Here is a 25,327-nt window from a genome sequence, read left to right as displayed (position 1 = left end):
GCGAGGAGTGAGCCGGGGTTGCGAGCCCCGCAGTCGCGAACCGAGCCTGCACCGTGAGCGGTGCCGTGAGCGACGACCGGGTGGTCGTGGCGCTGGACGTCGGCGGCACCGGCATGAAGTGCGCCCTGGTCCGGCCGGACGGCGTCGCCGTACGCACCGAGCGGCACCCCACCGACGCCGCGCGCGGCCCGGCCGCCGTGATCGACACCATTCTCGACGTGGCCGACGGGCTGATCGGCAAGGCCCGAGCCGACGGCCTCACCCCGGTCGCGATCGGCATCGCCGTCCCCGGAGTGGTGGACGAGGCACGCGGGGTCGCGGTCTGGTCGGCGAACGTGGGCTTCCGGGACGTACCGCTGCGGGACCTGGCGGTGACGCGGCTCGGGCTGCCCACCGCCCTCGGCCACGACGTGCGCGTCGGTGGTCTCGCCGAGGCCCGGCTCGGCGCCGGGCGCGACGCCGACCACGTGCTCTTCGTGGCGATCGGCACCGGCATCGCCGCCGCGCACGTCGTCCACGGCGTGGCCGCCGTCGGCGCGCACGGCGCCGCCGGGGAGATCGGCCACATCATGGTCCGTCCCGACGGCCCGCGCTGCGGCTGCGGGCGACCCGGTTGCCTGGAGGCGATCGCCTCGGCGGCCGCGATCGGCCGCCGCTACACGGAGCTGGCCGGCGACGGCGCGGTGCGGACACCCGGTGCCGCCGTGACGGCAGCCATCGTGGCCGAGCGAGCGGCCGCCGGTGAGCCCCTCGCCGTCCAGGTCTGGCAGGAGGCGGTCGAGGCCCTCGCCGACGGCCTCGCCACCGGGCAGGCGCTGTTCGACGTGTCGACGATCGTGCTCGGCGGTGGCCTGGCCCAGGCGGGCGACGGGCTGCTCGGCCCGCTGCGGGCGGCGCTGCACGAGCGGATGACCTTCCACCGAGAGCCGCGGGTGGTCGCGGCGGCCCTCGGCGACGAGGCGGGCTGCCTCGGCGCCGCCCTGCTCGCGCTGGACGCCGCGGGCGTCCGGGACACGGACGCCGCCCGCGTCCTTGACCATCAGGAGGAGCGATGACCGTACGGGTGAACGGCCGAGTGGTGACCCCGACCGGTGTCATCCGGCAGGGCTGCGTCGAGTGGGACGGCGATCGGATCACGGCCGTGGCCGAGTATCCGTCGGTCCGCGACGGGCACTGGATCCTGCCGGGCTTCGTCGACATGCACACCCACGGCGGCGGCGGGCACACCTTCACCACCGGGGACGCCGACCAGGCGCGCGCGGCGGCCGGCTTCCACCTGGCGCACGGCACCACCACGCTGCTGGCCAGCCTGGTCAGCGCGCCCTTTCCGGTGATGCGCTCGGCCACCGAGGCGTTCGCGCCGCTGGTCGACGAGGGGGTACTGGCGGGCGTCCACTTCGAGGGCCCCTACCTCTCCGCGGCCCGTTGCGGCGCGCAGAACCCGGAGTATCTGCGCGACCCGTCCACGGACGAGCTGACCGAGCTGATCGAGCTGGGTCGAGGCGCGATCCGGATGGTCACCCTCGCCCCGGAACGCGACGGCGCGCTGGAGGCGATCAAGCTGCTCACCACCCACCGCGTGGTAGCGGCCGTGGGCCACACCGACGCCACCTACGAGCAGACCCGCGCCGCCATCGCGGCCGGCGCGAGCGTGGGTACGCACCTGTTCAATGGCATGCGGCCCGTGCACCACCGCGAGCCCGGCCCGGTGGTGGCCCTGCTCGACGCGCCGACCGTGATCTGCGAACTCGTCGCCGACGGGGTGCACCTGCACGACGGCATACTGACCTTCACCACCGCGACCGCCGGCCCGGACCGCGTCGCGCTGATCACCGACGCCATGGCCGCCGCCGGGATGGCCGACGGTGAGTACGAGTTGGGCGGTCAGGCCGTCACGGTGACCGACGGGGTGGCCCGGCTCGCCCGCGACGGCGCGATCGCCGGCAGCACGCTGACCATGGACGCGGCGCTGCGGCACGCGGTGCACGCCGGGATCCCGATGGCCGACGCCGCCCGGATGGTGGCCACCACCCCGGCCCGCGCCATCGGCCTGGGCGACCGGGTCGGCGCCCTCCAGGTCGGCCTCCGCGCCGACCTCGTCGTGCTCGACGACGACCTCAACGTGGTGCGGGTGCTGCACGGCGGCTCCTGGGTGGAGTGAAGCGCCGAGGCCGGCGGGCGGCGGCGGGCGGCACCGGACGGCGGCGGGCGGCGGCAAGCACGGCGGTCGCCGCCGAGCGGAGGCCGGGTCAGCCCAGGGCGGGGACGTCGACGCCGAGCACGGCCTGCTCGTCGGGGCGGTGCACCAGCACGTCGGCCAGGTACGACTGCACGGCGGGTGCCATCCCGACGTCCCGGCCGGCCTGCTCGGAGAGCAGCCACTTGTGCTCGATGATCTGGGCGAACAGCTCCTGCGGCTCCAGCTTGCGGCGCAGGTTCGCGGGCACGGCCCGGACCACCGGCTCGAAGACCTCGGTGAGCCAGCGGTGCGCCGCCTGCTGCTCGTCGGTCAGGTCGCTCTCCGCCCGGTACGCGTCCAGGTCGTTGAGCAGCTTGCGGGCCTGGTTCTCCTCGGCGTCCAGACCGGTCAGCCGCAGCAGCCGCCGGGTGTGGTAGCCGGCGTCGACCACCTTCGGTCGCACCAGGTAACGCCCGTCGTCGATGGTCGACATGGCGACCTCGGCCACGTCGAAGCCCAGCTCGTTGAGCCGGCGGATGCGGCCCTCGATGTCGTGCCGGGCCTCCCGCTCGACCGCCTGCTCGTAGGTGATCTCGTGCCAGAGCCGCTCGTAGCGCTGCACGACCTCCTCGCAGACCACCTCCGGGTCGATGGACTCGTGCAGCAGGCCAGCGGCTTGCAGGTCCAGCGCCTCACCGAAGATGTTCACCCGGGCGATCTCCAGGTCCTCGCCGCGCTGCCCGTTGGAGAGCGAGGTGTGCAGGGCGCCCGTCTCCGCGTCGACCAGGTAGGCGGCGAAGGCGCCCGCGTCGCGGCGGAACAGCGTGTTGGACAGCGAGCAGTCGCCCCAGAAGAAGCCGGTCAGGTGCATCCGCACGATCAGGGCGGCGAGCGCGTCGAGCAGCCGGCTCATCGTCTCCGGGCGCAGGGTGTGCGAGAAGAGCGCCCGGTACGGCAGCGAGAACTGCAGGTGCCGGGTGATCAGCACCGATTCGAGGGGCTCGCCGTCCTCGGTCTGCCGGTCGGCGACCACCGCCACCGCCTCGACCGACGGGAAGTCGATGCGCTCCAGGGCCCGGAGCAGGTCGTACTCCCGCTCGGCGATCCGCTCGCGGGTCTCCTTGAACGCGTAGACGTAGTCGCCCAGGCGGACAAAGCGGACGATGTGTCGGGAGATGCCCTGGGGGAGGGCCACCAGGTGCTGGGCAGGCCACTCTTCCAGCGGTGTCGACCAGGGCAGGTCGAGCAGCGCCGGGTCCACGAGGGCAGACGTGATCCGCACGGGCACAAGCATGACGGGTCGCCCCCCGCATCCGCCTCACATCGTGGCTGGGCCCACAGCGCCGAACACCCCGGCCTCGCGTCGGCCCGGTAGCGTGGTCGCGTGCTCAAACCCACGGCGGTACGACGTGACCTGCGGCTACGGCCCGTCCGCCCGGCCGGTTGGTGGTTCGACGCCCTGCTGCTGGCCGGGCTGGTCGGGTTGACCGTCGCCCTCGTCGGCCACCAGCTCTTCGGGCTGGACCGGGCCGTCGCCGACTGGGCCGACGCGCACCGACCGACCGTCGCCTACTGGGTGGCCCGGGTGCTGAACCTGCTCGGCCAGGGCACCCCGTTGACTCTCATCGCCGCCGGGCTGGGCGTGCTGCTGGCCGTTCGGCTCCGCTCGGTGCGGCCGATCCTGCCGCCGGTGGTCGCGTTCGTGCTGACCTATCTGACCATCGGCCCGTTCAAGGTGTGGACCGCGCGCGCCGCACCGAGCGCCAGCGTCAAGGAACCGTTCCTGCCGCCCGAGCAGACCCTGCCGCTGTTCCACGACGATCTGCCGGTGCGATTCGCCCAGTCCTACCCGTCGGGGCACGTCGCCAACGCGATCGTCTGGTACGGGGTCATCGCGCTGCTACTCGCCCCGCTGGCTCGCAGCTTCGGCCGGCACCTGCCGGGCCGGCTGATCACCGTGATCCGCATCGTGCCGCCGCTGGTCGTCCTCACCACCACCACCTATCTCGGCTGGCACTGGCTGACCGACTCGGTGGCCGGGCTGCTGCTGGGGCTGATCCTGGACCGGCTGCTGCACCGGGTGCCCTGGGACGATGTGCCGCTCCCCGGCCGGCTACGCACATGGGACCGGCCGTTCACCTCGTACCCCTAGGGTTTCGGTCCGTGGATCAACTGGCGCGGCGGCTCGGCGTACCCGATGCGGTTGTCATCGGGTTGGGCTCGATGCTCGGCGCGGGCGTCTTCGTGGTCTTCGGCCCGGCCGCGGCGGCGGCCGGCGGCTCCGGGTTGCTGCCCGCGCTGGTGCTGGCCGGCTTCGTCGCCTTCTGCAACGCGACCAGCTCGGCCCGGCTGGCGGCCCGCTACCCGGAATCCGGCGGCACCTACGTCTACGGCCGGGAACGCCTCGGACCGTTGGCCGGCTTCGTGGCCGGCTGGGGTTTCGTGGTCGGCAAGACGGCGAGCTGCGCGGCGATGGCGTTGACCATCGGGGCGTACCTGTGGCCGGGGCAGGCGCGGTTGGTCGCGGTCGGCGCGGTGCTCGCGGTGACGGCTGTGAACCTGCGCGGCATCGGCAAGACGGCCACCGCCACGAAGGCCCTCGTCGGGCTGGTGCTCGTGGTGCTGACCCTGGTCGCGGTCGTCGGCGTGGTGGGCGGGCCGGTGCACCTGGACCGGCTCGGCGACCCGGGCGGCTCCGCCCGGGGTGTGCTCACCGCCGCCGGGCTGCTGTTCTTCGCCTTCGCCGGCTACGCGCGGATCGCCACGCTCGGCGAGGAGGTCCGCGACCCGCAGCGGACCATCCCCCGCGCGGTGCCGCTGGCACTCGGCGCGGTGCTCGCGATCTACCTGGTGCTGGCCGTGGTCACGCTCGGCGTGCTCGGCGCCGACCGGCTGGCCGCTTCGGCAGCGCCCCTGGTCGACGTGGTGACCGCCGCCGGACTGCCCGGCCTGGCCTGGGTGGTCCGCGCCGGGGCCACGATCGCCGTCGTCGGGGTGCTGCTGTCCCTCGTCGCTGGAGTCGGCCGGACCACCCTCGCGATGGCCCGCCGCCGCGACCTTCCCGGCGCGCTGGCCGCCGTGCACCCGGTGCACCAGGTGCCGCACCGCGCCGAGCTGGCCGTCGCCGCCGTGGTGATCGTGGTGGTGCTGCTCGGTGACGTCCGCGAGGCGATCGGCTTCTCCAGCTGCACGTTGCTGGTCTACTACGCGATCACCAACGCGGCGGCGCTCACGCTGGGCCGGGATCGGGAGCGGACGCTACCGGTGCAGGTGCTCGCCGGGCTGGGGCTGGTCGGTTGCCTGCTGCTCGCGGTCAACCTGCCGCTCAGCAGCGTCCTCACCGGGTTCGGCGTGCTCGCCGCGGGCGTCGTCGGGTACGGCCTGCGGCAGCGGAGTCGCTGAGGGGTCCGCCGGGCGCGGCACCGACCTCGTCGCCGACGGCGGGATCGGCTCGCCGCCGGGCGCAGGCCCGGTCGGCCGGGAAACCGGACCGGTGCGGGCGGGTGGGGCGCACTGGGTGGTCAGCCAGTCCAGGCCACGTCGGCGGGCGACCACGGTGAGCCGGTCACCGGCGAAGATCACCTGTCGCGGGTCGAGGTCCCGCCACCAGATCGTCTTCGCGCCGCCGGCCGGGGTCCGGGCGATCAGCCGGACCTGCCCGTCCCGGTTGACCAGGTCCAGGGGTCGACCGTCCAGCTCGGAGCCGGCGGCGACCGGCACCTCGGCAACCGGCAGCGCGTGCCTGTCGACCGGGATCGTGGTGATCACCGCGCGTTCGGTGAGCGCGCCGATGAAGGCCGGTGCGGCCAGGTAGGAAACCGATCGGGACACCCCGAGTGCGAAGGTCTCCTCCACCCGTTCGGCGAAGTCACCGTCGAAGAGCCGCAGCACCACCCGCAGGTCGTCCCGGAGGTCGCGCGCAGCCAGGGCCGCCTCCAGGTTGGCGACGTCGTCGGTGGACGCCACCACCAGCGCCTGGCAGTCGGCCACCGACGCGGCGGTCAGGGTCTCGGGCAGGGCGGCGTCGCCGACGACCAGCGGCACCTCCAACTGGCGGGCCAGGGTCGCGCCGCGCGGCTCCGGATCCTTGTCGATCGCCACGACCTCGACGTCGTACTCGCGGAGCTGTGCCATCACCCGGGTGCCGACGTTGCCCAGGCCGATCACCACCACGTGCCCGGCGCGGGCCGGTTGCAGCCGGCCGGTGTGCAGGGCCAGCCGGGCGTTGACGATGCCGTCCACGACGACCGCGGTGATCAGCGGGATCAGCGCCAGCCCGGCCAGGTTGAGCACCACCTGCATGATCTGCGCGTCGGCCGCCTTGCCGGTGTCCGGGTCGGCGCCGCTGAGCGTGGTGACCAGCGTCAGGTAGAGCGCCTCCAGCGGGGAGACGTCCTCGGCCCGGGAGATCAGCGCACCGAGCACCACGATGACCGCGAGCACCAGCATCACCGCGATGCCGATCTTGCGGGTGGCGAAGCCGCGTACGGCCCGCAGCAGCACCGCGACCGGGCGGCGACGCCGCCGCGCCCGGACCAGCCGCCGGGCGGCGACCTCGGTGCCCGGCGGCTGCCCGGTCGCCTCGGCGAGCACCAGGTCGGCGCCGGCCTGCTCGGCCGGCAGCAGCTCCATGCCCTGCTCCGAGTCGGGGCGAGCCAGCGCGCACACCACGTCCTGCGGCCGGACGTCGGCCCGCCGCGCCACCCGCAGCGTCTTGTCCCGATGCTGGAAGGAGCTGGGGTCGACCTCGCCGAGCGCGGCGGCCACGAACGCCGGCGCGGCCATCTCGGCGTCGGAGAGCACCTCGACGGGCGCCTTGAGCAGCTTGCGTACGCCATCGGCGAGGGTGCCGTTGAACATCCGCAGCACCTGGCGCACCCGCTGGTCGACGGCCTGGGCGCAGAGCGCGGCGTGCAGGTTGCCGACGTCGTCCTGGTGCAGCAGGGCCAGGCCGGTCGCCCCGGCCAGCCCGGCGGCCTCGAAGGTCGCCACGTCCAGACGCTCCGAGCGGACCACGCGGACCCCACGCAGCCCGGCCACGTCCGGCCCGTTGCGGCGGTAGCGCTCCGGCACCACGACGGTCACCCGGACGCCGCCGGCCGGGAGGTCGGATTCGACCATCGCACGGGCCACGTAGTAGGCGAGCGCGTCCCGGCCGCAGATCACGTAGTGCGGACGCGGATCACCGGCGGCGCGTAGCCGCCAGTTCCACTCGACCGCCCGTCGCGCCCGGTCCCGCCACGGCTCCGCCATGCCCGGATCGTAACCAGCACGACCACACTGGGCGACCCCGCCCGGATCATCCCGAGCAGGCATGTCGACCAGGCATGTCGACCGGGGCGGCGGGTAGAGCACCGGGATGCAGACCTTCCTGCCGTACCCGGACTTTCTGGCCAGCGCCCGCGCGCTGGACCAGAAGCGGCTGGGCAAGCAACGGGTGGAGGCCATCCAGGTGCTCCGCGGCCTGACCCGACCCGGGTACGGGTGGCGCAACCATCCGGCGGTGAAGATGTGGGCCGGGTACGAGGAGGCGCTCACCCGCTACGGGCTGGACATGTGTGCCGTCTGGACCGAGCCGGGACGGGCCGACACCTGCGCCACCACGCTGACCGTCGACCTCGCCGCCGCCTGCGGGGCCGGCGTCGTACGCACACAGGACGAGCTGGCCCGCGCTGGTGACCTGCCGCCCTGGCTCGGCCGCGACGACCTGCACCTGAGCCACCGCTCGTCGCTGCTGCGCAAGGACCCGGCGCACTACCGCCCGATCTTCGGCGCCGACGTCCCGGAGGATCTGGAGTACGTCTGGCCCGCGTCCGACCGCGAGCGCCGCTGCCTGCCGTAGGGGAGACTGGCCCGGACGAGGGAGGTACGCGTGGCGCTGTCGCGTGTGGTGGGTCGGCTCATCGGCGTACGTCAGCACCAGGTGGACCCGGGCGGAGGTGGCGCCGACCGCGTGCCGGGACCGGTCGCGGCGGTGGTGGTCGGCGGCGGGATCGCCGGCATGTCGGCGGCGGTCGTGCTGGCCGAGCGGGGTGTGGCCGTGACGGTGCTGGAGGCGGCGCCCACGCTGGGCGGGCGGCTCGGCGCGTGGCCCGAGGCGCTCGGCGACGGCGAGCAGCAGAACGAGCATGGCTTCCACGCGTTCTTCCGGCAGTACTACAACTGGCGTTCCATCCTTCGTCGCGTCGAGCCCGACCTGGGCTTCCTCAAGCCGATTCCGGGTTATCCGATCCTCAGTGCACAGTGGCCGACCGAGGAGTTCGGCAGGCTGCCGCCCGCGCCGCCAGCCAACCTGCTGGCGCTGCTGCTGCGCAGTCCCAGCCTGCGCCTGGCCGATCTGCGGTCGATGGACCGGGACGCGGCGTTGCCGCTGCTCACCTACGACCCGGTCCGCACCTACGCGGAGTTGGACGACACCACCGCCGACGAGCTGCTGGCCTCGCTGCGACTGCCGGACCGGGCGCGGGCGATGCTGTTCGAGGTCTTCTCGCACTCGTTCTTCAACCATGAGGCGGAGATGTCGGCGGCCGAGATGGTCGCCCAGTTCCACTTCTACCTGCTCGGCAATCCGGAGGGGCTGGCCTTCGACTGCCCCGACGAGGACTATGCCACCGCGATCTGGCAGCCGCTGACGAGGCACGTGGAGAAGCACGGCGGTCGGGTGTTCACCGCGTCCGGCGCCACGGGGGTGCACCGCGACGGCGAGGGTTGGCGGGTGACGACCACCGACGGCGGCAGCCACCCGGCGGCCCACGTGGTGCTCGCGGTGGATCCGCCGGCCCTGGCCGCGCTGGTGGCGGCCTCCCCCGACCTGGTCGGGCGGGCACCGGAGCTGGCGGCGCGGATGCCCCGCTTCGGCACGCCCGGCCCGCCGTACGCGGTGGCGCGGTACTGGTGCGACGGGGACGTGGCGGCCGACCGGGCCGTGTTCAGCGGGGTGTCGCGGCAGCCCACACTGGACTCGGTGACGCTCTACCACCGGCTGGAGAACGAGTCGCGCCGCTGGGCGCGACAGACCGGCGGTTCGGTCGTCGAGCTGCACGCGTACGCCTGTGAGCCCGGTGTGCCGGCCGAGGAGCTGGCCGAGCGGATGCGCCGCGAGCTGGTGGCGCTCTGGCCGGAGGCGGCTGACCTGCGGGTCCGGGAGCTGCGCGCCCGGGTGGAGGCGCAGGCGCCGGCGTTCACGCCGGGCAGCCACGCCTGGCGTCCGGGGGTGCGCACCGAGGCGCCCGGCGTCTATCTGGCCGGCGACGGGATCGCCACGGACTTCCCGAGCGCCCTGATGGAACGCTCCGCGGCCACCGGGATCATCGCGGCGAACCACATCCTGCGCGCGGAGGGCGTCGCGGCCGAGCCGGTGCGCTCGATCCGGCCTCGGGGCCTGCTGGCCGGGCGGGCCACCCCAAACCGACAAAAAGCAACATAACCGACGGTACGCTGCCGTACGCTCGAATGATCATCTGTCGATCGGCCGGGCGGGAGGGCAGCGGCGATGTCACCACTGCACCGCGTCGGCGCCCAGAGCGTTCCGCTGACCGAGGAGACCGGCCGGGACGACGCGTACCCGCTGCTCCGCGACGAGCGCGCCTGCGTCGTCACCGCGCTGCGGCTGGGCTGGTGGATGGCGGACGCGTACCACCACGGGCAGCACGCCGAACCCGGTCCGACCGTCCCGGCCCACCCACCGGCCAAGCTCTCCAACCTGACCGAGATGTCGCTCCCGCGCCGGATGCGGATGTACCTCGACGGCGTGGACGTCGCGCTGGCCCAGATCTCGGCGCTCACCCGGCACACCGGGCCGCTGCCGGACACGTCCGCCGCCCGGACCCGGCTGCCCGACCTGGACCGGCTGCCCGACCTGGAACAGCCCGACACCGCCGACACCGAACCGCTGCTGCTCGCCCTCGACGACCTCAACGTGGACGTGCTGCGCTGGGCGATGGCCACCAACCTCCGGGTCGGGCTCGCCTACCGGCTGGGCCGGTCCCTGGCCGACACGGTCCGGCCCGGCGACGCCGCCCAACTGCTGCGGCGCTTCGACGGCCGGCAGGTCCAGCTCAGCCGGTGGCTGGACGAGCTGGCCAGCGTGCTGCCGCCGTACTCGGCCGCTGTGGTACGCCGCTCGCTGGCCGCCTGGGCGGTCGCGGTGGAACGGGCCGGCCAGGGCGATCCGGCGGAACCGGAACCGGCCGAGCTGAGCCGCGAGCTGCGCAACCAGGGTGACCTCTGGCGCGGCGTGCTCACCGGCGGCCTGCATCCGCGCGACCTGCTCGACGAGGAGGACTACGCGGTGGTCGCCCGGAACCTGATCATCCGGGACCGACGGCTGGTGGCCCAGGCCGCCCGGGGCATCTTCTGGCCGGTGCTGGTGCCCCTGCTGGTGGTGCTCTTCGCGGTGGTCGGGGTGAGCGCCGCCGCCGCGGCCGGTTCACCGACCACGCGGGCCACTGTCGCCCTGCTCGGTCTGGGCGCCGGGCTGGCCGCCATCTGGCGTTCCGTCTCCGGTCCCGCGCTGGCTGTGGCGGGCGAGGTCAACCGGCCGCTCCTGGACAGCGAACTCACCGCGCGGATGGCCCTGCGGCTGGACCGGCCACTGGCCAACGCCCGTCGCGCGGCGGGGGTCGCTCCAGGGGCCCGGCGCGCTCCCCGGGCCCGGCGCGCTCCTCGGACCCGGCGTCAGGGTCGTCCCGAGGAGCCGGGCAGCCCATCGAAATACGTTGCCCGACTCTCCCGTACCGACCTACCGTGATCGCGCAAGGTCAACCACCGCCGCGGGAGCAGCACATGACGAGGTCGCACGTCACCACCGTGCCGTCGTCGACGCTGCCCGGCGACGGTTGGCGAGCGGAACGCCCCCGGGCGGGCCGGCCGGACTGACGCGTACCCGTACGCGCCGAGCCGCCCCGTCCGAACGCCGGACCGGGCGGCTCTTCGCTGTCCGTCACCAGCTGGAAAGGAGTCCCGGTGGACGCCGTTCTCGTCATCAACGCCGACCTCGGCCCGTTGCACCGGGTCACCGTTCAGCACGCCGTCCGGATGCTCTGCCGTCGGGTGGCCGAGATCCATGAGGCGGAGCCGGACCAGGTGATCGGCGTCTTCCCGCTGCCCCGAGTGGTGCGGTTGGTCCGCTACGTGGTCACCCGGTGGCGGTTCAGCTCCGGGCCGGCCTGGTCCCGGGCCGGGGTGCTGCGCCGCGACGAGCGCTGCTGCGCGTACTGCGGCGGGGTCGCGTCGACCATTGACCACATCCTGCCGCGCTCGCGGGGCGGCCGGAACACCTGGCGAAACACCACCGCCGCCTGCTACGGCTGCAACCAGCGCAAGGGCGACCGCACCCCGGCGGAGGCGGGCATGCCGCTGCGCCGGGAGCCGGTGAACCCGGGCTGGGCGTCGCTGGCCGGGCGGTGACCGACCGGCCGGCGGGAACGGGGGGCCGCGTCGGGGTACGCCCCGGCGCGGCACCCGCCGGCCCCGGTCAGAGACCGCGTTCCTTGACCTTCGGCTTCGGGCGGCCGCTCGCGCAGTGCACACGGATCTCGCTGCTGTGCTCGGCCGAGGTCAGCTCGACCTGGACCTGCTTCGCCGGGCCGGGGTCGTAGGGCGCCGCCCGATAGCCCGACGTGGGCGTCACCGTGAGCAGTTCGGCCGATCCTCCGAGGCAGCGGACGGTGACCGTTCCGCCCTGGGCCTGCACCGTGACCACCGCAGGGTCGGTGGGCGTGGGCGTGGGCGTGGGTGTGGGTGTGGGCGTCGGCCTGGACGGGGTCGGTGCCGGAGTGGACCTTCCGCCCGAACCCGTCGATGGGCTGGTCCGGGGAACGGCCGGGGTGTTCCGGGCCGACGGGCCGGCCGGCGGACGGGCGGCGGACGGTTCGGGCTGTGCGACGGTCTGCGGCAGCCCCACAGTGGTGGTGCCACCCGTGCCGATGCCGGTTCGTGGAATGGGCCCGTCGTGCTGCCGGGTGCCGTAGTCGCCCAGCGACCCGGCCACCGCCACCGCGGCGATCACCGCGCCGCCGACCGCAAGCGCCACCCGACGCCGACGCCAGGGGTGTCGCTGGGAGGCATCGGTCGGGTCGGCGGTGACACCGGCGGAGGGCTCGGACGGCGCGTCGTCGACCGGCTCATCCTCGTCAGCCGCCGGCCCGCCCTCGGTCGCTCCGCCCGCGGCTGCGGCTACATCCGCCGTCGCCGGCCCGGCGGCAGCTCCGAGCAGGATGCGGGCCGCGTCGGCGGCCGAGGGCCGGTCGGCGGGATCGCGGGCCAGGCACCAGCGGTAGAGCCGGTGGATCTCGGCGGGGACTCCGTCGATCTCGGGCAACGGGTCCGGTTCGACGTGGACGTGGGCACGGAGCATCGCGGTCTGCGCCTCGGTGGCCCAGGGCAGCCGACCGGTGAGCGTCCGGTGCAGGAGCAGGCCGAGGGCGTACACGTCGCAGGCCGGCAGGACCTCGCCGGCCGCCAGGCGCTCCGGTGCGAGGTAGGCGGGCGTACCGAGCAGCCGTCCATCGAAGTCGATCTCGGGGTCGCCGACGGCCGCCGCGATACCGAAGTCGAGCACCTTCGCGCCGGTGGGGGTGAGCATCACGTTGCTCGGTTTCACGTCGCGGTGCACCAGCTCCTGGGCGTGCGCGGCCGCGAGTGCCGTGGCCACCTCGGCGCAGACCCGCAGCGCGGCGCGGGGTGGCAGCGGACCGGCGGCCAACCGTTGTTCGAGGGTGACGCCGTTGAGCAGTTCCAGCACCACGAACGGCACCTGGACGCCGTCGACGACCGACTCACCGAAGTCGTAGACGCCTGTGACGTACGGGTGCGACAACCGGGCCGCCGCCTTGGCCTCGGCCCGGATCCGCTGTCGGGCGTTGGCGTCCGAGGCGACGAGCACCTTCACCGCCACGTCCCGTTCGAGCACCTCGTCGTACGCCCGGTGGACCGCGGACATGCCGCCGCTGCCGAGGCGCTCCAGGAGCCGGTAGCGGCCCGCAAGCAACCGATCACGCTGCACGACGGACAGCCTGCCGTACGACCCGCAGCGGACACCACCCGGGATCGAGGTTTCGCAATGGATGGGTCCGCGGTGGCTGCGGCGAAGGGCTCTGGCCATCCACTTTGGCTGCCCGCCGTGTCGATGTGCTGTTGAGCGGTATACCTCAGAGGTATGAATATGACTCTGAGGTATACCGCTTACCACCGCATCCGCCCCCACCGAGGTGACCGAGGGTCACCGCTGGCCGCCCGCTGCGCCCACAGCCCCAAAGGCTAGGAATTACTCGTCTAGGGCTCGAACCACTTGCGGCGACCTGGCCGGCGGGGCGTACCGATGACGAATTGGCGGGCGAAGCCCATGAAGCGGTTGTACAACTCGACGGGGTCGGGCGGGTCCGGCAGGAGGTGGGCCAGATCGACGCTCGCCTCGAACAGGCACGAGGCCATGTCGAGCGTGAGGAGTCTCGGCTCGTCGGCGTACGGCGACGACGAGGCGTAGGCGACGAGCTTCAGCGCTCGGTCGGCGCTCGCCAGGCGAAGCGGGGTGCCCGGCGCTCCGCCATTGCCGCCACGCCCTCCCGGGCCTCGCCGCTGTCCGCCACCTTCCGGTGCCACCAGGCGATCCGTGCCGGTCCGGCCCGGTCGTCGACGATCTCCTTGGCGGCGGCGACGCTCAGCGGCGACCGCTGGGCGATCGTGGCGGTGAGGTCGTCCACCCGTGCGGCGAGCCGGTCGCCCGGCAGCACCTCGTCGACGAGGCCGATCCGTAGGGCGCGGTCGGCATCGATCAGCTCGGCGGTGAACAGCAGGTGCTTCGCCGCCGACGGGCCGACCAGCCGGGCCAGCCGCCGCGTCGTCAGCGCGGGGTAGACCAGCCCGAGCCGGGCCGGCGGTACGCCGAAGCGGGCGTCATCCGAGGCGATCCGCAGGTCACAGGCGACCGCGAGCTGAGCGCCACCCCCGACGCAGGCGCCCCGGATCGCCGCGATCGTCGGCTTGGCGAAGCCGGCCAGCCGCTCCTCGGCGGCCACCGCGATGCTGGTGTCGCCGGCGTCCAGCAGCTCGGCCAGGTCGCCGAGGTGGGCGCCGGCGCAGAAGGCGTCGCCCGCGCCAGTGAGCACCAGGGCCCGTACGTCGGGGTCGGGCTCCAGCCGGTCGAGCAGCTCGGGGAGTTGCCGCCACATGGCAGCCGTCATCGCGTTGCGGCGGGCCGGGTTGTGGATCACCACGGTCGCCACCGGTCCGGTCACCGCGACTGTCAGTTCCGCGTCCGACACGTTCACCCCGAATTCCACGCTGAAGCGAATCTTGGACAGTTTCCGTCAGGAGCTGACGGCAACTGTCCAAGATTGCCAGAAACCTGACGGCGCGGACCCGGCGGCCACCGTTGAGGATGGCCGCCGGGCCCGGCTGTCGGTCAGGTCAGGTCAGATCAGGAGACGTTGAGAGCGGTGTCGTCGACCACGAAGGACGTCTGCAACGAGGAGTCCTCGACGCCGGTGAACTTCAGGCTGACGGTCTGGCCGGCGTACGCGGCCAGCGAGAAGGACTTCTGGCTGTAGCCGGTGGCCTTGTTCAGGTTCGAGTAGGTCGCCAGCGTGGCCAGCACCGTCCCGCCCGAGTTGAGCACCTGCACCGTGAGCTTGTCGTACGCGACGGTGGTGGTGGTCTCGGCCGAGTCGATGTGCAGCCAGAAGCTGACCGTGTACGACGAGCAGCCCGACGGGAGGGCCACCGACTGGGCGAGCGTGTCGGTGTGGCTGGTGCCGTACCCGTTCAGCCACGCCTTGTACGACCCGCCGTGGGCCGCCTGGCCGCTGTCGGTGGTGATCACGCCGGAGCTGGCCGTCCAGCCGGTCGCGCCGGACTCGAAGCCCGGGTTGGCCAGCTTCTGCCCCGGCGCGGTGCAGCCGCCCCCGGTGCCGTTCACGGTCAGCGTGTAGGTGGCGCTGCGGGTGACCGACCCCGCGCCGTTCACGGTGACCGAGTAGGTGCCGGGCGGGGTGCTCGCCGAGGTGCTGATGGTGAGGGTGGACGAGCCGCCCGAGGTCACCGAGGCGGGGCTGAACGCGGCGCTCGCCCCGCTGGGCAGGCCGGACGCGGAGAACGTCACGGTCTGCGCCGTACCGCTGGTGGTGGCGGTCGACACGGTGGTGGAGGCCGCGCTGCCCGGGTTCACCGAGCCGGCGGTCGGCGACAGCGACACGGAGAAGTCGTTGCCGGTGGAGCAGGGTGCGTCGTTGCCGGCCACGTTCACGGCCGTCCAGGCGGCCTGCACGGCCTTGTACTCGGTCGAGCAGCTGCCGTACAGGTCGGTCGCGGCCCGCAGGCTGTAGGCGCGCGCCGTGTTCGCCGGGTTGCTGGTGTTGACGTACGTCGTGTTGGAGGTGAAGTAGACGTCCAGGGCCCGGTACCAGATCTTCTCCGCCTTGGCGCGGCCGATGCCGGTCACCGCCGGGGCGGAGCCGCAGACCGGCGAGGTGCCGTACGAGGTGGCGCCGGTGCCCTCGGCGAGGTTGAAGTAGAAGTGGTTGCCGACGCCGGAGGAGTAGTGCACGTCCTTGTTCTTGGTGCTGGTGGACCAGCAGCTGTCGGACGAGCCGTCCAGCGACGGGTTGTACATGTAGCGCAGCGGCGTGCCGTTGCCGTTGATGTTGATCTTCTCGCCGACCTGGTAGTCGCCCGGGTCGCTCGGCGCGGCGGCGTAGAACTCCATCATGTTGCCGAAGATGTCGCTTGTGGACTCGTTGAGGCCACCGGACTCACCCGAGTAGACCAGGCCAGCCAGCGCCTCGGTGACGCCGTGGCTCATCTCGTGCCCGGCCACGTCCAGCGAGACCAGCGGGCGGGAGTTGCTGGAGCCGTCACCGTAGGTCATCTGGGCGCCGTCCCAGAACGCGTTGACGTAGTTGTTGCCGTAGTGCACTCGGCTGGGCACGCCGCTGCCGTTGCCGAAGATGCCGTTGCGGCCGTGGACGTTCTTGAAGTAGTCGAAGGTCTTCGCCGCACCGAAGTGGGCGTCCACGCCGGCCGACTGCCGGTTGGAGTTGGCGCCGGTGCCCCACGCGTTGTCGGCGTCAGTGAAGGTGGTGCAGGTGGAGGTGCCGTTGTTCATGTCGCAGGTGCGGCCGTTGCCGTGCGACGGGTCGATCATCTGATACGTGCTGCCGGAGAGCGTCGTATCGATGCTGACCGCGCCGGTGTAGATGCCCTGGCCGCTGCCGACCACCGACTCGATCTCGTCGAACGACCCGATGGTCGCGCCTGAGGTGGCGTCGGTGATCACATGCAGCCGCGACGGCGTCTGCCCGTCCGGCTGCCAGCCGCTGACCACCGTCTCCCAGGCCAGCCGGCCCTTGCCGGAACTGGCGTCGACGAACAGTTCCGGAGCGCCCACGGTCTCGGCCTTGCCGCTGAACCCGGCGCGGGCCGTCTTCTTCGCCGCGGCGGCGGTGACCCGGGCCGTGGTGGGGAGGGTCAGCGGTGCGGCGAGTCCGACCGAACTGCCGGCGTAGGTGCCGTTCGGCGCGGTGTGGATGACGAAGTCACCGCCGTACACCCGGAGTCCCTGGTAGGTCCGGGCGTAGCGGGTGTGCGCCGCGCCGGTGGCGTCCACCTTGGTGCTCAGCACCTGGTAGGACTCGGCGCTCGAACCCTGGACGGCGCCGGGGTTCGTCTGCAAGACGGTCGCCGCTCGGGCCGCGGCGGAGGCGTCCGGCGCGGGAGCGGTGGGTGGGGCGGCGTGCGCCGCGGTGGCGACGCAGGTCAACAGGCCGCTGGTGAGCAGCGCTGCGCTGACGGCCGCGAGGGGTCGTTTCACGTGCCCTCCTGAAAGGAGAAAGGGTGTGACGGGGGTGGTCACGCATGTAGATATAGCGATGTGTTCAAGAAAAGAGAAGGCTTGGACCGCTCGCAGACATTGAGACTGGCCGAACGGATGAGGGCCTTGACAGGGGAACCAACGCTGGCAACGGCACGTCCGACGGACATGAGACCCGCCTCGACGACCGGCGTCACGATTGCGCTCCTGGCCGCCCTCCTGGCCGGCTGCACCGGCACCGACCGGGCCGCCAGCCCCGCCGACCAACCATCGGCCACCGGCACCCCGCCGCCAGCGACCGCGACACCTACCGCTCCGAACGGCACCGCGCCGACCGGGCCCGTGCCGCCTGGACCGGGTGCCACCGACGCCGCGGCCGGGCGGGTGACGCTGTTCCGCTCGGGCGGTTTCGCCGGACGCGGCGACACCGTGACAGTCGAACCGGACGGCCGGTGGACGGTGGTGGACCGGGCCGGCAGCCGTCGTAACGGAAAACTCGCCGCCGCCGACCTCGGCCGGTTCCGCGGCCTGGCGGCCGACCCCCGACTGACCACCGAGGCCCGCCGCACGGCCACCGCGACGAGCTGCGCGGACGCGTTCAGCTACCGCCTGACCGTCGGCGTCGTCGAGACCGGGTACGTCGACTGCCCCGCCGATCCCGCGCCGCCGCCGGCCACCCGTGCGCTCGTCGAGTTGCTGCTGCGGGTCACCGGCTGACCGACCGGCAGCTCAGACCAGGTAGTCCGGGGGCAGGCCGGTGCCGCGCAGCTCCGCCGGCAGGTGCGCCACGTCGTTGACGGTGATCAGGTTCGGCGGCCCGGCCGGGCCGTACCGGATGACGGTCAACCCCGCGTTGTGGTGGTTCAAACCCAGCCACCGCCGCTCCGGCGCGTCGAGGGCATGCCGGACCAGCCAGGCGATCAGGAAGGTGTGCGTCACCACCAGCTCACGAACCGGCTCGCCCTCGGCTGCTCCCTCGTCGGCGGCCACCGGACCCGTGAAGCGCCGCACCGCCGCCGCCGTCACCCGCGGCCCGTCGGCCCGCTCGGCCGTCGAGAATCCGGCCAGGAAATTGGCGTACGCCGACGGCAGGCCGGCCGGGTCCGTGTCGTGGGGGAGGTGGTCACCGGCCAGCTCCGTGGCGTACACCGGAACGCCGGGCAGTGCTGCGGCGACCACCTCGGCGGTCTGCGCGGCCCTGCGCAACGGCCCGTGGTGCACGGCGGCGAACGACCGGCCCCGCAGGCGCTCACCGAGCAGCGTGGCCTGCCGCCGGCCGCGCTCGGACAGGCCGGAATCCGGCTCGGTCGAGTCCGTGTCGGCGTGCCCGGTCAGGTCCTGCTCGCCATGTCGGGTCAGGTACAACAGCCGCGTTCGCATGCCGTACACCCAAACACACCGGAAGGCGCGGGACTGGCCCGCGCCTTCCGGTTTCTTGATCTTGGCGCTACGCCCGGGGGAACATCTGGCCGATGCGGATCTTGTTGCCGAACGGGTCGCGGATGCCGAAGTCGATCCCGTACGGGCGCTCGGTCGGCTCGTCGGTGATCTCGACGCCCTTCGCCACGAGCTCCTCGTGGGTCTTGTGGGCGTCGTCGGTGGTCATGAACAGGTAGCCACCCAGGGCACCCTTGGTGAGCAGCTCCCGCACCTGCTCGGCCGTCGCCGGGTCCATGGCCGGCGGGCCCGGCTTCTCCAGCAGGATCTCGCGCTCCGGGTCACCGGGCAGGTTCACCGTCAACCAGCGCATGAAGCCGAGGTCCTGATCGGTGTTGACCTCCATGCCGAGCTTGTTGACGTAAAAGTCAAGCGCCTGGTCCTGGTCGAGGACGTAGATCTGGGAGCGGCTGATCGCGTTCATCGTCATGCCACGACCGTAGAGGGTGGCCCTGACCTGCTGCTTATCCAAAACTGCTGGGACGCGTCCAGGCCTTGGTGAAGCAGGACGGCACGTTGCCCGGCGCCGCGCGGCGACGCCGGAAATCCGAGGGGGACTCCCCCACGATCTGCCGGAACGTCCGGCTGAACGTGCCCAAGCTGCCGAAGCCGACCGCGTAGCAGATGTCTGTCACGTCCCGGCCCGTTTCCACCAGCAGCGCCATGGCCCGCTCCACGCGGCGGCGTTGCAGGTAGCGGTGTGGCGTCTCGCCGAAGGTGGCCCGGAACGTCCGGATGAAGTGCGCCTCGGAGACGTACGCGATCCGGGCCAACGCTGGGATGTCCAGCGGCTCGGCGTACGCCCGGTCCATCGCGTCGCGGGCACGCAGCATCGCCCGGTTGGACTCCTCCACGGCCCGGCTCACCGCAGGCCGCCCGGCGGAAGGACCGACGTCTGCGTCACGTCCTGGTCGCGCAGCTTGGCGTAGACGACCTCGGACGTGAACCCGCCGATGAACCCGATGGCCAGGACGAAGAAGACCAACTGCCGCGCCGCGTCACCGTCGAGCAGGCCCGGGTTGGTGGAGAGCTGCGCCGCGACGAACAGCAGGAAGGCGATCACACCGGCGGCCGAGCCCAACGCCGCCGCCCGCAGCCAGTTGCCACTGCCGTCGTACGCGTTACGCACGATCGCACCCCACACCGAGGCGAACAGCGGGGCGGCCACGAGAACCGCGACGTTCTGCCATCCGCCGGTCGGAGCGGCGTACGCCAGCGGGATCGTGGCGAGGGCGAGCAGCAGGAGGACCAGCGCGGTGACCAGGCCCGCCACCGTACGCCGCCCGGCAGCCCGCTCGGCCTCGCGGGAGGCGCGTTCCTGCTCGGTGCGGCGCTGCACCTGGGCGCAGAGCGCGGCGACGATCGGCTCGGCGGCGCCCGGCTGCCACGGTCGGGCGAGCAGGGCCACCTCCTCCTCGGTGGCGACGCCACGCTCAGTGCTGAGGCGCTGCCAGACCTTCTCCGCGGCTCCGCCGAACGCGGCGACCGCGGCGACCGGGATGCGCCGGGACAGTCCGATGAGCCCGGCGATGAACGTGGAGCGTTCGCCGCCCACCAGCAGCAACGCGTCGGCCGTCAGCAGCGAGCGGTAGAAGCTGACCTCCCAGTCGTCGGTCGACTCGGGCACGACGGTGAACAGCTCCGGGTGCCGCTGGACCTCCTCGAAGTCCACGTCCTGCTGGTACCGACCACGGACCAGGATCGACCCGGGCATCGCCCGGCCGGAGCGGATGTAGCCGCGCACGACGTCCCGTTCCAGGTACTCGGGATCGCCGGAGTACACGACGATGCGGCAGCCCTGGTTGGCGAGTGCCGCACCCAGTTCGGCCGCCGCGGCAGCCGCACCCTCCGGGTCGCGGATGGCGGGCGAGTAGGAGCGGCCCGCCTGGGCACTACCGGCGATAGCGACGACCGGGCTCATGCGACTCCTCGACGGTCGGTGATACCCGAACTATAGGAGTGGCCAACCATCGATGCCCCTGCCGACGAGCCGTCGGGGGACGGCCGGACCGCCGAAATATTCGGAGCCCCCGGCCGGGATCGAACCGGCGACATCTCGCTTACAAGGCGAGTGCTCTGGCCAGCTGAGCTACAGGGGCGCGTGCGTCGAGGTCAGCATAGCGACTGACGTCTGAATATCCCGATCGCGAGGGCTCCCGAGCATGGGAAACGTCAACAACCCGACGCCCGTCGCTTCGAGGAGACGTCGATTGATGCCTGCCCGTGCCCGAGTGCCCGGAATGCGTGGGCAACGGATCACCTCCGCGGGCCGCTCGCCTTGGCAGCACGGGGAAACCCGTTTACCGTGCAGTGACACGGACGACACCACGGCCGCCCCCGCGGCCGACCCGCCGTCCGCTGACCGGCACGGGTACGTGCCGGTCGCTCCTTCACTCGGATCGTCCGGCACGTTCCTGCCGGTGAAAGGAAGCGCACCACCATGGCTACGGTCACCTATTCCAAGGCGTCCCGGATCTACCCGGGCACCGAGCGTCCCGCCGTCAACGAGCTGGACCTCGAGATCGGCGACGGCGAGTTCCTCGTTCTCGTCGGCCCCTCCGGTTGCGGCAAGTCCACCAGCCTGCGCATGCTCGCCGGCCTGGAGGACGTGGACGCCGGCTCGATCTACATCGACCAGCGCGACGTCACCCACCTGCCCCCGAAGGCCCGCGACATCGCGATGGTCTTCCAGAACTACGCCCTCTACCCGCACATGACGGTGTACGAGAACATGGCGTTCGCCCTCAAGCTGCGCAAGACCTCCAAGTCGGAGATCGACCGGCGGGTCAAGGAGGCGGCCGGGCTGCTCCAGCTGGAGGAGTACCTCAGCCGCAAGCCAAAGGCGCTCTCCGGCGGTCAGCGTCAGCGTGTCGCGATGGGCCGGGCGATCGTCCGCGAGCCGCAGGTCTTCCTCATGGACGAGCCGCTGTCGAACCTCGACGCCAAGCTGCGGGTGCAGACCCGTACCCAGATCGCCTCGCTGCAGGCCAAGCTGGGCGTCACCACGGTCTACGTCACGCACGACCAGGTCGAGGCCATGACCATGGGCCACCGGGTCGCCGTGCTGCTCGACGGTGTCCTCCAGCAGGTGGACACCCCGCGGGCGCTGTACGACACCCCGGCCAACGTGTTCGTCGCCGGCTTCATGGGCTCCCCCGCCATGAACATCAAGACCGTTCCGCTGAACGAGCAGGGCGCCGAGTTCGCCGAGCTGCACATCCCGCTGACCCGCGAGCAGGTCGCCGCGGCCCGCGCCGAGGGTGGCGACGGCAACGTGACCGTGGGCTTCCGCCCGGAAGACTGCGACCTGGTCAGCCCGACCGAGGGCGGCATGCCGGTCGTCGTCGAGCTGGTCGAGGACCTCGGCTCGGACGCCAACGTCTACGGGCACGCCGCGCTGGGCGGCAACTCGGAGCGCTTCGTCGTCCGCACCGACCGGCGCACCATGCCGAACATGGGTGACACCGTGTTCGTCAAGCCGCGCACCGGCCGCAGCCACGTCTTCCACGCCGCCACCGGCAGCCGGATCTGACGTAACGAAGTACCGCAAAGGGGCGGTCCGCTTCGGCGGGCCGCCCCTTTCGTCGTACCCGGGGACGGCTTCTCACCCCGCGGTGCCAGCACCAATGTGGCTCCGCGGGGTGACTCGGCAGGGCGGGCCGCGCCCGTAGCGTCGCGGCACGCCCAACCCGAGGAGACGCCGTGTCCGCCACCGCCACCGCTCACCCGACCATCCGTTCCCGGCCGTACCGGACCGCCCGCCTGGCCGGCCACAGCCTCGCCTACTGCGCGATGCTGGTGCCGGTCGCCCTGCTCGCGCTGGTGACCGCCCCGGTGGCTGGGGCCGGTGCCGCCGCCGCGCGGTGGCGGACCCTGCGTACCGGGCTGCTCGGAGCGCCGCCGACGCCCGCAACCGGCCGGCGGCCCGGCCCGGTCGCGGTGCTCGGCCACGGGCTGCTCAGTCTGCTGCTCGGCGTCGTGGCCCTCGTGCCACTCGGCGTCGAGCTGCTGATGGTGCTGCGCGGCGTGCTGTACGGCATCGTCGACAGCGGTCCGTACGACCACTCCTGGGGTGGTCCGACCCGGGCCGGTGCGTGGCTGGCGCACTTCCTCGTCGGCCTGCCGATGGCCGCCGCAGCCCTGCTCGCGTTGATCGGCATCGCCGCCGTGCACCAGCGACTGACCCGACGTCTCGACGGGGAGCGCGCTCCGGCGTGGCTGATTCCGGCCACGCTGCTGATCGCGGTGGCCGGGGCGCTGCTCTTCGTCGCCTGGACCCGCCAGATCTGACGACGAGGCCCCCTCCCGCACCGGGCGGGAAGGGGCCTCGTCGAACGTCGTTACAGCTCGACCGAGCGGCGGCGGGCCACCTCGGCGAGGGTGACCGCGGCGGCCACGCTGGCGTTGAGCGACTCCACCTCGGAGATCATCGGGATGCTCACCGTCAGGTCGCAGGTCTCGCCGACCAGCCGGGACAACCCGCGCCCCTCGGAGCCGACCACCACCACCAGCGGCCCGACAGCGGCCTCCAGGTCGTACAGGTCGGTGTCGCCGTCGGCGTCCAGGCCGACCACCATGAAGCCGGCGTCCCGGCACGCCTTCAGCGACCGGGTCAGGTTGGTGACCTGGGCCACCGGCACCCGCGCGGCCGCGCCGGCGCTGGTCCGCCAGGCGGTCGCGGTGATCCCGGCAGCCCGCCGCTCGGGTACGAAGACACCCTGCGCGCCGAACGCGGCGGCCGAACGGATCACCGCGCCCAGGTTGCGCGGGTCGGTGACCCCGTCCAGCGCCACCAGGAGCGGCGCCTGCTGCTCCAGGGCCGCGGCGACCATGTCCTCGAAGGGTTGGTACGCGAAGGGCGGCACCTGCAACCCGACGCCCTGGTGCAGCACGCCACCGGTCATCCGGTCCAGCTCGGCGCGGCTGATCTCCAGGTTGGCGATGCCCCGGTCGGCGGCCGTCCGGATGATCTCGTTGATCCGGTCGTCCATGTCGATGCCCTGGGCGACGTAGAGCGCCGTCGCCGGCACCTGGGCGCGCAGCGCCTCCAGCACCGGGTTGCGCCCGACCAGCAGCTCCGGGGTGTCCTTGGACGGGTTGGACTTGCGCCCCGGCGCGACCCGGGGACCGGTCCGGCCGGCGGTCGGCCGACCACCCCGACCCGCGGCGCCACCCCGACTCGCCGGTACGCCCCGGCCACCGCCCCTGCCCCAGGTGGTGTCCTTGCTGCCCGGCTGACCGATCTTCGGGGCACGCCCCTCCTCGGCCGCCGCCCGGCGCTCCTTGTCCTGCTTCCAGGCGGTGCGCTGCGGCAGCTTCTCGGTGCCCGAGTAACCCTTGTGCCACGGCCGCTCGTCGGCGGGCAGAGTGCGCCCGCGTCCGGCGAGGGAGTCCTTGTTCTTGCCGCCGGTGCCCTTGGGGGCACCTGCCTTCGGCGTCAGACGCCGGCCACGGCGCTGCGAGTTGCCGGCCATCAGTCCTGCTCTCCAATAGTCCAACGGGGGCCCTGGGGGGTGTCCTCGACCACCACGCCGGCCAGCTTGAGCTGGTCGCGTACCGCGTCGGCGGCGGCCCAGTCCTTGCGGCCCCGGGCCTGCGCGCGCTGCTCCAGGGCCAGCGCGATCAGGGAGTCCACCACGGCGCGCAGATCGTTCGAGCTGCCGCCACCGGTCCAGGCCTCGTCGAAGGGGTCGATGCCGAGGATATCCAGCATCGCCCGTACCGCGGCCAGGGTGGTGCGGACGGTCACATCGTCGCCGGTGCTCAGCGCGGTGTTGCCGTCGCGCAGGTGCTGTTGCAGCACGGCCAGCGCGGCGGAGGTGTTGAGGTCGTCGTCCATGGCCGCGACGAAGCCGGCCGGCAGCTCACCGAGCTGCCCGGTGCCCACCCGCTCGGCGGCCCGCTGCACGAAACCCTCGATCCGCCGGTACGCGGTGGCCGCGTCGCGCAGCGAGTCCTCCGAGTAGTCGATCACCGAGCGGTAGTGGGCGGCGGCGTAGTAGTAGCGCAGCTCCACCGGCCGCACGCCGAGCGAAGCCACGTACGCCAGGTCGAGCGCGTTGCCGGCGGACTTGCCCATCTTGGCCCCGCCGATGCTGAGCAGCCCGTGGTGCACCCAGTAGCGGGCGAACGGCAACCCGGCCGCCTGGGACTGGGCGATCTCGTTCTCGTGGTGCGGGAACGTCAGGTCCAGACCACCGCCGTGGATGTCGAACTCCGGGCCGAGGTAGCGCCAGCACATCGCCGAGCACTCGATGTGCCAACCCGGGCGGCCCAGCCCCCACGGCGACGGCCAGTACGCGTCCGCCGGCTCGTCCGGCTTGGCGCCCTTCCAGAGGGCGAAGTCGCGCGGGTCCCGCTTGCCCCGGTCGGGGGCGTCCCCCGCCGACTGCATCGCGTCCGGCGACTGACCCGACAGCGACCCGTACGCCGGCCAGGACGCCACGTCGAAGTAGACGTCACCGGAGCCGTCGGTGGCCGGGTACGCGTGCCCGTCCGCGATCAACTTCGTGATCAGCTCGTGCATCTCCGGGATGTGCCCGGTGGCGCGCGGCTCGTAGGTGGGCGCCAGCACGTTCAACGCCCGGTACGACTCGGCGAGGACCAGCTCGTTGGCGTACGCGATCGACCAGAACGGCCGACCCCGCTCCCCCGCCTTGACGAGGATCTTGTCGTCGATGTCGGTCAGGTTGCGGATGAACGTGACCTCGTAGCCGGCGGCCAGCAGCCAGCGGCGCAGCACGTCATAGTTGACGCCGGAGCGGAGATGGCCGATGTGCGGCGGCGCCTGGAGGGTGAGACCACACAGGTAGACCCCCACCTTGCCGGCTTCCCGCGGGACGAAGTCCCGCACCGATCGGGTGGCGGTGTCATACAGGCGTAGCGTCACCGTACAAGGGTAGCCG

Annotated in this window: 22 protein-coding genes, 1 tRNA gene and 1 pseudogene; 11 read left to right on the top strand and 13 right to left on the bottom strand. The window is 72.7% G+C overall.

The window, feature by feature from the left end:
• The first annotated feature begins 65 nt into the window (after positions 1 to 65).
• Positions 66 to 1,055, top strand: coding sequence for an ROK family protein (locus ACFYPH_RS01100; RefSeq protein WP_387178023.1), 990 nt, complete (start codon positions 66 to 68; stop codon positions 1,053 to 1,055).
• Positions 1,052 to 2,161, top strand: a complete 1,110-nt coding sequence (nagA, locus tag ACFYPH_RS01095) for an N-acetylglucosamine-6-phosphate deacetylase (RefSeq protein WP_387178020.1) — start codon at positions 1,052 to 1,054, stop codon at positions 2,159 to 2,161. The genes ACFYPH_RS01100 and nagA overlap by 4 nt, the downstream gene beginning before the upstream one ends.
• 88 nt (positions 2,162 to 2,249) lie before the next feature.
• On the opposite strand, the gene ACFYPH_RS01090 is transcribed toward nagA, so the two are convergent.
• Positions 2,250 to 3,473, bottom strand: coding sequence for a DUF4032 domain-containing protein (locus ACFYPH_RS01090; protein WP_007465906.1), 1,224 nt, complete (start codon positions 3,471 to 3,473; stop codon positions 2,250 to 2,252).
• 120 nt (positions 3,474 to 3,593) lie between these two features.
• Here ACFYPH_RS01090 and ACFYPH_RS01085 point away from each other — a divergent pair, with 120 nt between their 5' ends.
• Together ACFYPH_RS01085 and ACFYPH_RS01080 are read left to right on the top strand one after the other, a co-directional pair.
• Positions 3,594 to 4,331, top strand: coding sequence for a phosphatase PAP2 family protein (locus tag ACFYPH_RS01085; protein ID WP_387179299.1), 738 nt, complete (start codon positions 3,594 to 3,596; stop codon positions 4,329 to 4,331).
• Positions 4,332 to 4,342: 11 nt separating this feature from the next.
• A complete protein-coding gene (locus tag ACFYPH_RS01080) occupies positions 4,343 to 5,581 on the top strand; it encodes an APC family permease (protein ID WP_387178017.1) in 1,239 nt (412 codons plus the stop codon).
• On the opposite strand, the pseudogene ACFYPH_RS01075 reads toward ACFYPH_RS01080, so the two are convergent.
• Positions 5,516 to 7,432 (bottom strand): annotated as a pseudogene (locus tag ACFYPH_RS01075) (NAD-binding protein); the annotation flags it as partial. The gene ACFYPH_RS01080 and the pseudogene ACFYPH_RS01075 sit on opposite strands and share 66 nt — an antisense overlap.
• Positions 7,433 to 7,538: 106 nt before the next feature.
• Here ACFYPH_RS01075 and ACFYPH_RS01070 point away from each other — a divergent pair.
• The 4 genes from ACFYPH_RS01070 to ACFYPH_RS01055 all read left to right on the top strand — a co-directional run bounded on the left by ACFYPH_RS01070 (position 7,539) and on the right by ACFYPH_RS01055 (position 11,587).
• Complete coding sequence (locus tag ACFYPH_RS01070; protein ID WP_354858084.1) at positions 7,539 to 8,021, top strand: MSMEG_6728 family protein; 483 nt, start codon at positions 7,539 to 7,541, stop codon at positions 8,019 to 8,021.
• 30 nt (positions 8,022 to 8,051) lie between these two features.
• Complete coding sequence (locus tag ACFYPH_RS01065) at positions 8,052 to 9,605, top strand: FAD-dependent oxidoreductase (protein WP_387178013.1); 1,554 nt, start codon at positions 8,052 to 8,054, stop codon at positions 9,603 to 9,605.
• 66 nt (positions 9,606 to 9,671) lie between these two features.
• Positions 9,672 to 10,928 (top strand): hypothetical protein, encoded by a 1,257-nt coding sequence (locus tag ACFYPH_RS01060; protein WP_387178010.1) that lies wholly within the window; start codon positions 9,672 to 9,674, stop codon positions 10,926 to 10,928.
• A gap of 215 nt (positions 10,929 to 11,143) precedes the next feature.
• Positions 11,144 to 11,587, top strand: coding sequence for an HNH endonuclease (locus ACFYPH_RS01055; protein WP_355064380.1), 444 nt, complete (start codon positions 11,144 to 11,146; stop codon positions 11,585 to 11,587).
• A gap of 67 nt (positions 11,588 to 11,654) precedes the next feature.
• Here the strand turns inward: ACFYPH_RS01055 and ACFYPH_RS01050 are convergent, their stop codons facing one another.
• From ACFYPH_RS01050 to ACFYPH_RS01035, 4 genes are all read right to left on the bottom strand, one after another.
• Positions 11,655 to 13,184, bottom strand: a complete 1,530-nt coding sequence (locus ACFYPH_RS01050) for a serine/threonine-protein kinase (RefSeq protein ID WP_387178006.1) — start codon at positions 13,182 to 13,184, stop codon at positions 11,655 to 11,657.
• 269 nt (positions 13,185 to 13,453) lie between these two features.
• Positions 13,454 to 13,612: a hypothetical protein gene (locus tag ACFYPH_RS01045; protein ID WP_354857371.1), complete on the bottom strand. Its 159-nt coding sequence runs from the start codon at positions 13,610 to 13,612 to the stop codon at positions 13,454 to 13,456.
• A gap of 62 nt (positions 13,613 to 13,674) precedes the next feature.
• Complete coding sequence (locus ACFYPH_RS01040) at positions 13,675 to 14,448, bottom strand: enoyl-CoA hydratase/isomerase family protein (protein ID WP_387179297.1); 774 nt, start codon at positions 14,446 to 14,448, stop codon at positions 13,675 to 13,677.
• Positions 14,449 to 14,597: 149 nt separating this feature from the next.
• On the bottom strand, positions 14,598 to 16,985 hold the full coding sequence (locus tag ACFYPH_RS01035) for a M4 family metallopeptidase (RefSeq protein ID WP_355064376.1): 2,388 nt from the start codon (positions 16,983 to 16,985) through the stop codon (positions 14,598 to 14,600).
• Between the two features lie 168 nt (positions 16,986 to 17,153).
• Here ACFYPH_RS01035 and ACFYPH_RS01030 point away from each other — a divergent pair, with 168 nt between their 5' ends.
• Positions 17,154 to 17,702 (top strand): hypothetical protein, encoded by a 549-nt coding sequence (locus ACFYPH_RS01030; RefSeq protein WP_387178002.1) that lies wholly within the window; start codon positions 17,154 to 17,156, stop codon positions 17,700 to 17,702.
• Between the two features lie 12 nt (positions 17,703 to 17,714).
• On the opposite strand, the gene ACFYPH_RS01025 is transcribed toward ACFYPH_RS01030, so the two are convergent.
• The 5 genes from ACFYPH_RS01025 to ACFYPH_RS01005 all read right to left on the bottom strand — a co-directional run bounded on the left by ACFYPH_RS01025 (position 17,715) and on the right by ACFYPH_RS01005 (position 20,521).
• Entirely contained in the window at positions 17,715 to 18,365 is a 651-nt protein-coding gene (locus ACFYPH_RS01025; RefSeq protein WP_363939119.1) for a histidine phosphatase family protein, read from the bottom strand.
• Between the two features lie 67 nt (positions 18,366 to 18,432).
• Complete coding sequence (locus ACFYPH_RS01020; RefSeq protein ID WP_354857380.1) at positions 18,433 to 18,852, bottom strand: VOC family protein; 420 nt, start codon at positions 18,850 to 18,852, stop codon at positions 18,433 to 18,435.
• Positions 18,853 to 18,886: 34 nt separating this feature from the next.
• On the bottom strand, positions 18,887 to 19,288 hold the full coding sequence (locus ACFYPH_RS01015; protein WP_355135699.1) for an AraC family transcriptional regulator: 402 nt from the start codon (positions 19,286 to 19,288) through the stop codon (positions 18,887 to 18,889).
• Positions 19,285 to 20,343 (bottom strand): hypothetical protein, encoded by a 1,059-nt coding sequence (locus ACFYPH_RS01010; protein ID WP_387177997.1) that lies wholly within the window; start codon positions 20,341 to 20,343, stop codon positions 19,285 to 19,287. Before ACFYPH_RS01010 ends, ACFYPH_RS01015 begins: the two co-directional genes overlap by 4 nt.
• Before the next feature lie 104 nt (positions 20,344 to 20,447).
• Positions 20,448 to 20,521, bottom strand: a tRNA-Thr gene (locus ACFYPH_RS01005).
• Positions 20,522 to 20,862: 341 nt separating this feature from the next.
• On the opposite strand from ACFYPH_RS01005, the gene ACFYPH_RS01000 reads away from it, so the two are divergent.
• Both ACFYPH_RS01000 and ACFYPH_RS00995 read left to right on the top strand, forming a co-directional pair.
• The gene (locus ACFYPH_RS01000; protein ID WP_354857386.1) at positions 20,863 to 21,954 is read left to right on the top strand and encodes a sn-glycerol-3-phosphate ABC transporter ATP-binding protein UgpC; all 1,092 of its coding nucleotides are present in this window, start codon (positions 20,863 to 20,865) and stop codon (positions 21,952 to 21,954) included.
• 170 nt (positions 21,955 to 22,124) lie between these two features.
• Positions 22,125 to 22,712 carry a hypothetical protein gene (locus ACFYPH_RS00995; RefSeq protein ID WP_387177993.1) on the top strand — a complete coding sequence of 196 codons (588 nt, stop codon included), beginning with the start codon at positions 22,125 to 22,127 and terminating at the stop codon, positions 22,710 to 22,712.
• Between the two features lie 50 nt (positions 22,713 to 22,762).
• Here the strand turns inward: ACFYPH_RS00995 and rlmB are convergent, their stop codons facing one another.
• Together rlmB and cysS are read right to left on the bottom strand one after the other, a co-directional pair.
• On the bottom strand, positions 22,763 to 23,896 hold the full coding sequence (rlmB, locus tag ACFYPH_RS00990) for a 23S rRNA (guanosine(2251)-2'-O)-methyltransferase RlmB (protein ID WP_354857391.1): 1,134 nt from the start codon (positions 23,894 to 23,896) through the stop codon (positions 22,763 to 22,765).
• Complete coding sequence (gene cysS, locus ACFYPH_RS00985; protein ID WP_363941227.1) at positions 23,896 to 25,311, bottom strand: cysteine--tRNA ligase; 1,416 nt, start codon at positions 25,309 to 25,311, stop codon at positions 23,896 to 23,898. The genes rlmB and cysS overlap by 1 nt, the downstream gene beginning before the upstream one ends.
• Positions 25,312 to 25,327 lie beyond the last annotated feature (16 nt).

Source organism: Micromonospora sp. NPDC005252, assembly GCF_042872475.1.
GTDB lineage: Bacteria > Actinomycetota > Actinomycetes > Mycobacteriales > Micromonosporaceae > Micromonospora.
Note: the sequence above shows the minus strand (reverse complement) of the source record. Positions and strands in the feature narration are given on the sequence as shown.

Excerpts from the sequence above, each read along its gene's own strand:
- rlmB (WP_354857391.1), bottom strand. The coding sequence starts at position 23,896 with ATGGCCGGCAACTCGCAGCGCCGTGGCCGGCGTCTGACGCCGAAGGCA.
- ACFYPH_RS01020 (WP_354857380.1), bottom strand. The coding sequence starts at position 18,852 with ATGACGATGAACGCGATCAGCCGCTCCCAGATCTACGTCCTCGACCAG.
- nagA (WP_387178020.1), top strand. The coding sequence starts at position 1,052 with ATGACCGTACGGGTGAACGGCCGAGTGGTGACCCCGACCGGTGTCATC.
- ACFYPH_RS01060 (WP_387178010.1), top strand. The coding sequence starts at position 9,672 with ATGTCACCACTGCACCGCGTCGGCGCCCAGAGCGTTCCGCTGACCGAG.
- ACFYPH_RS01030 (WP_387178002.1), top strand. The coding sequence starts at position 17,154 with ATGAGACCCGCCTCGACGACCGGCGTCACGATTGCGCTCCTGGCCGCC.
- ACFYPH_RS01045 (WP_354857371.1), bottom strand. The coding sequence starts at position 13,612 with ATGGCCTCGTGCCTGTTCGAGGCGAGCGTCGATCTGGCCCACCTCCTG.
- ACFYPH_RS01010 (WP_387177997.1), bottom strand. The coding sequence starts at position 20,343 with ATGAGCCCGGTCGTCGCTATCGCCGGTAGTGCCCAGGCGGGCCGCTCC.
- ACFYPH_RS01090 (WP_007465906.1), bottom strand. The coding sequence starts at position 3,473 with ATGCTTGTGCCCGTGCGGATCACGTCTGCCCTCGTGGACCCGGCGCTG.
- ACFYPH_RS01070 (WP_354858084.1), top strand. The coding sequence starts at position 7,539 with ATGCAGACCTTCCTGCCGTACCCGGACTTTCTGGCCAGCGCCCGCGCG.
- ACFYPH_RS01000 (WP_354857386.1), top strand. The coding sequence starts at position 20,863 with ATGGCTACGGTCACCTATTCCAAGGCGTCCCGGATCTACCCGGGCACC.
- ACFYPH_RS01025 (WP_363939119.1), bottom strand. The coding sequence starts at position 18,365 with ATGCGAACGCGGCTGTTGTACCTGACCCGACATGGCGAGCAGGACCTG.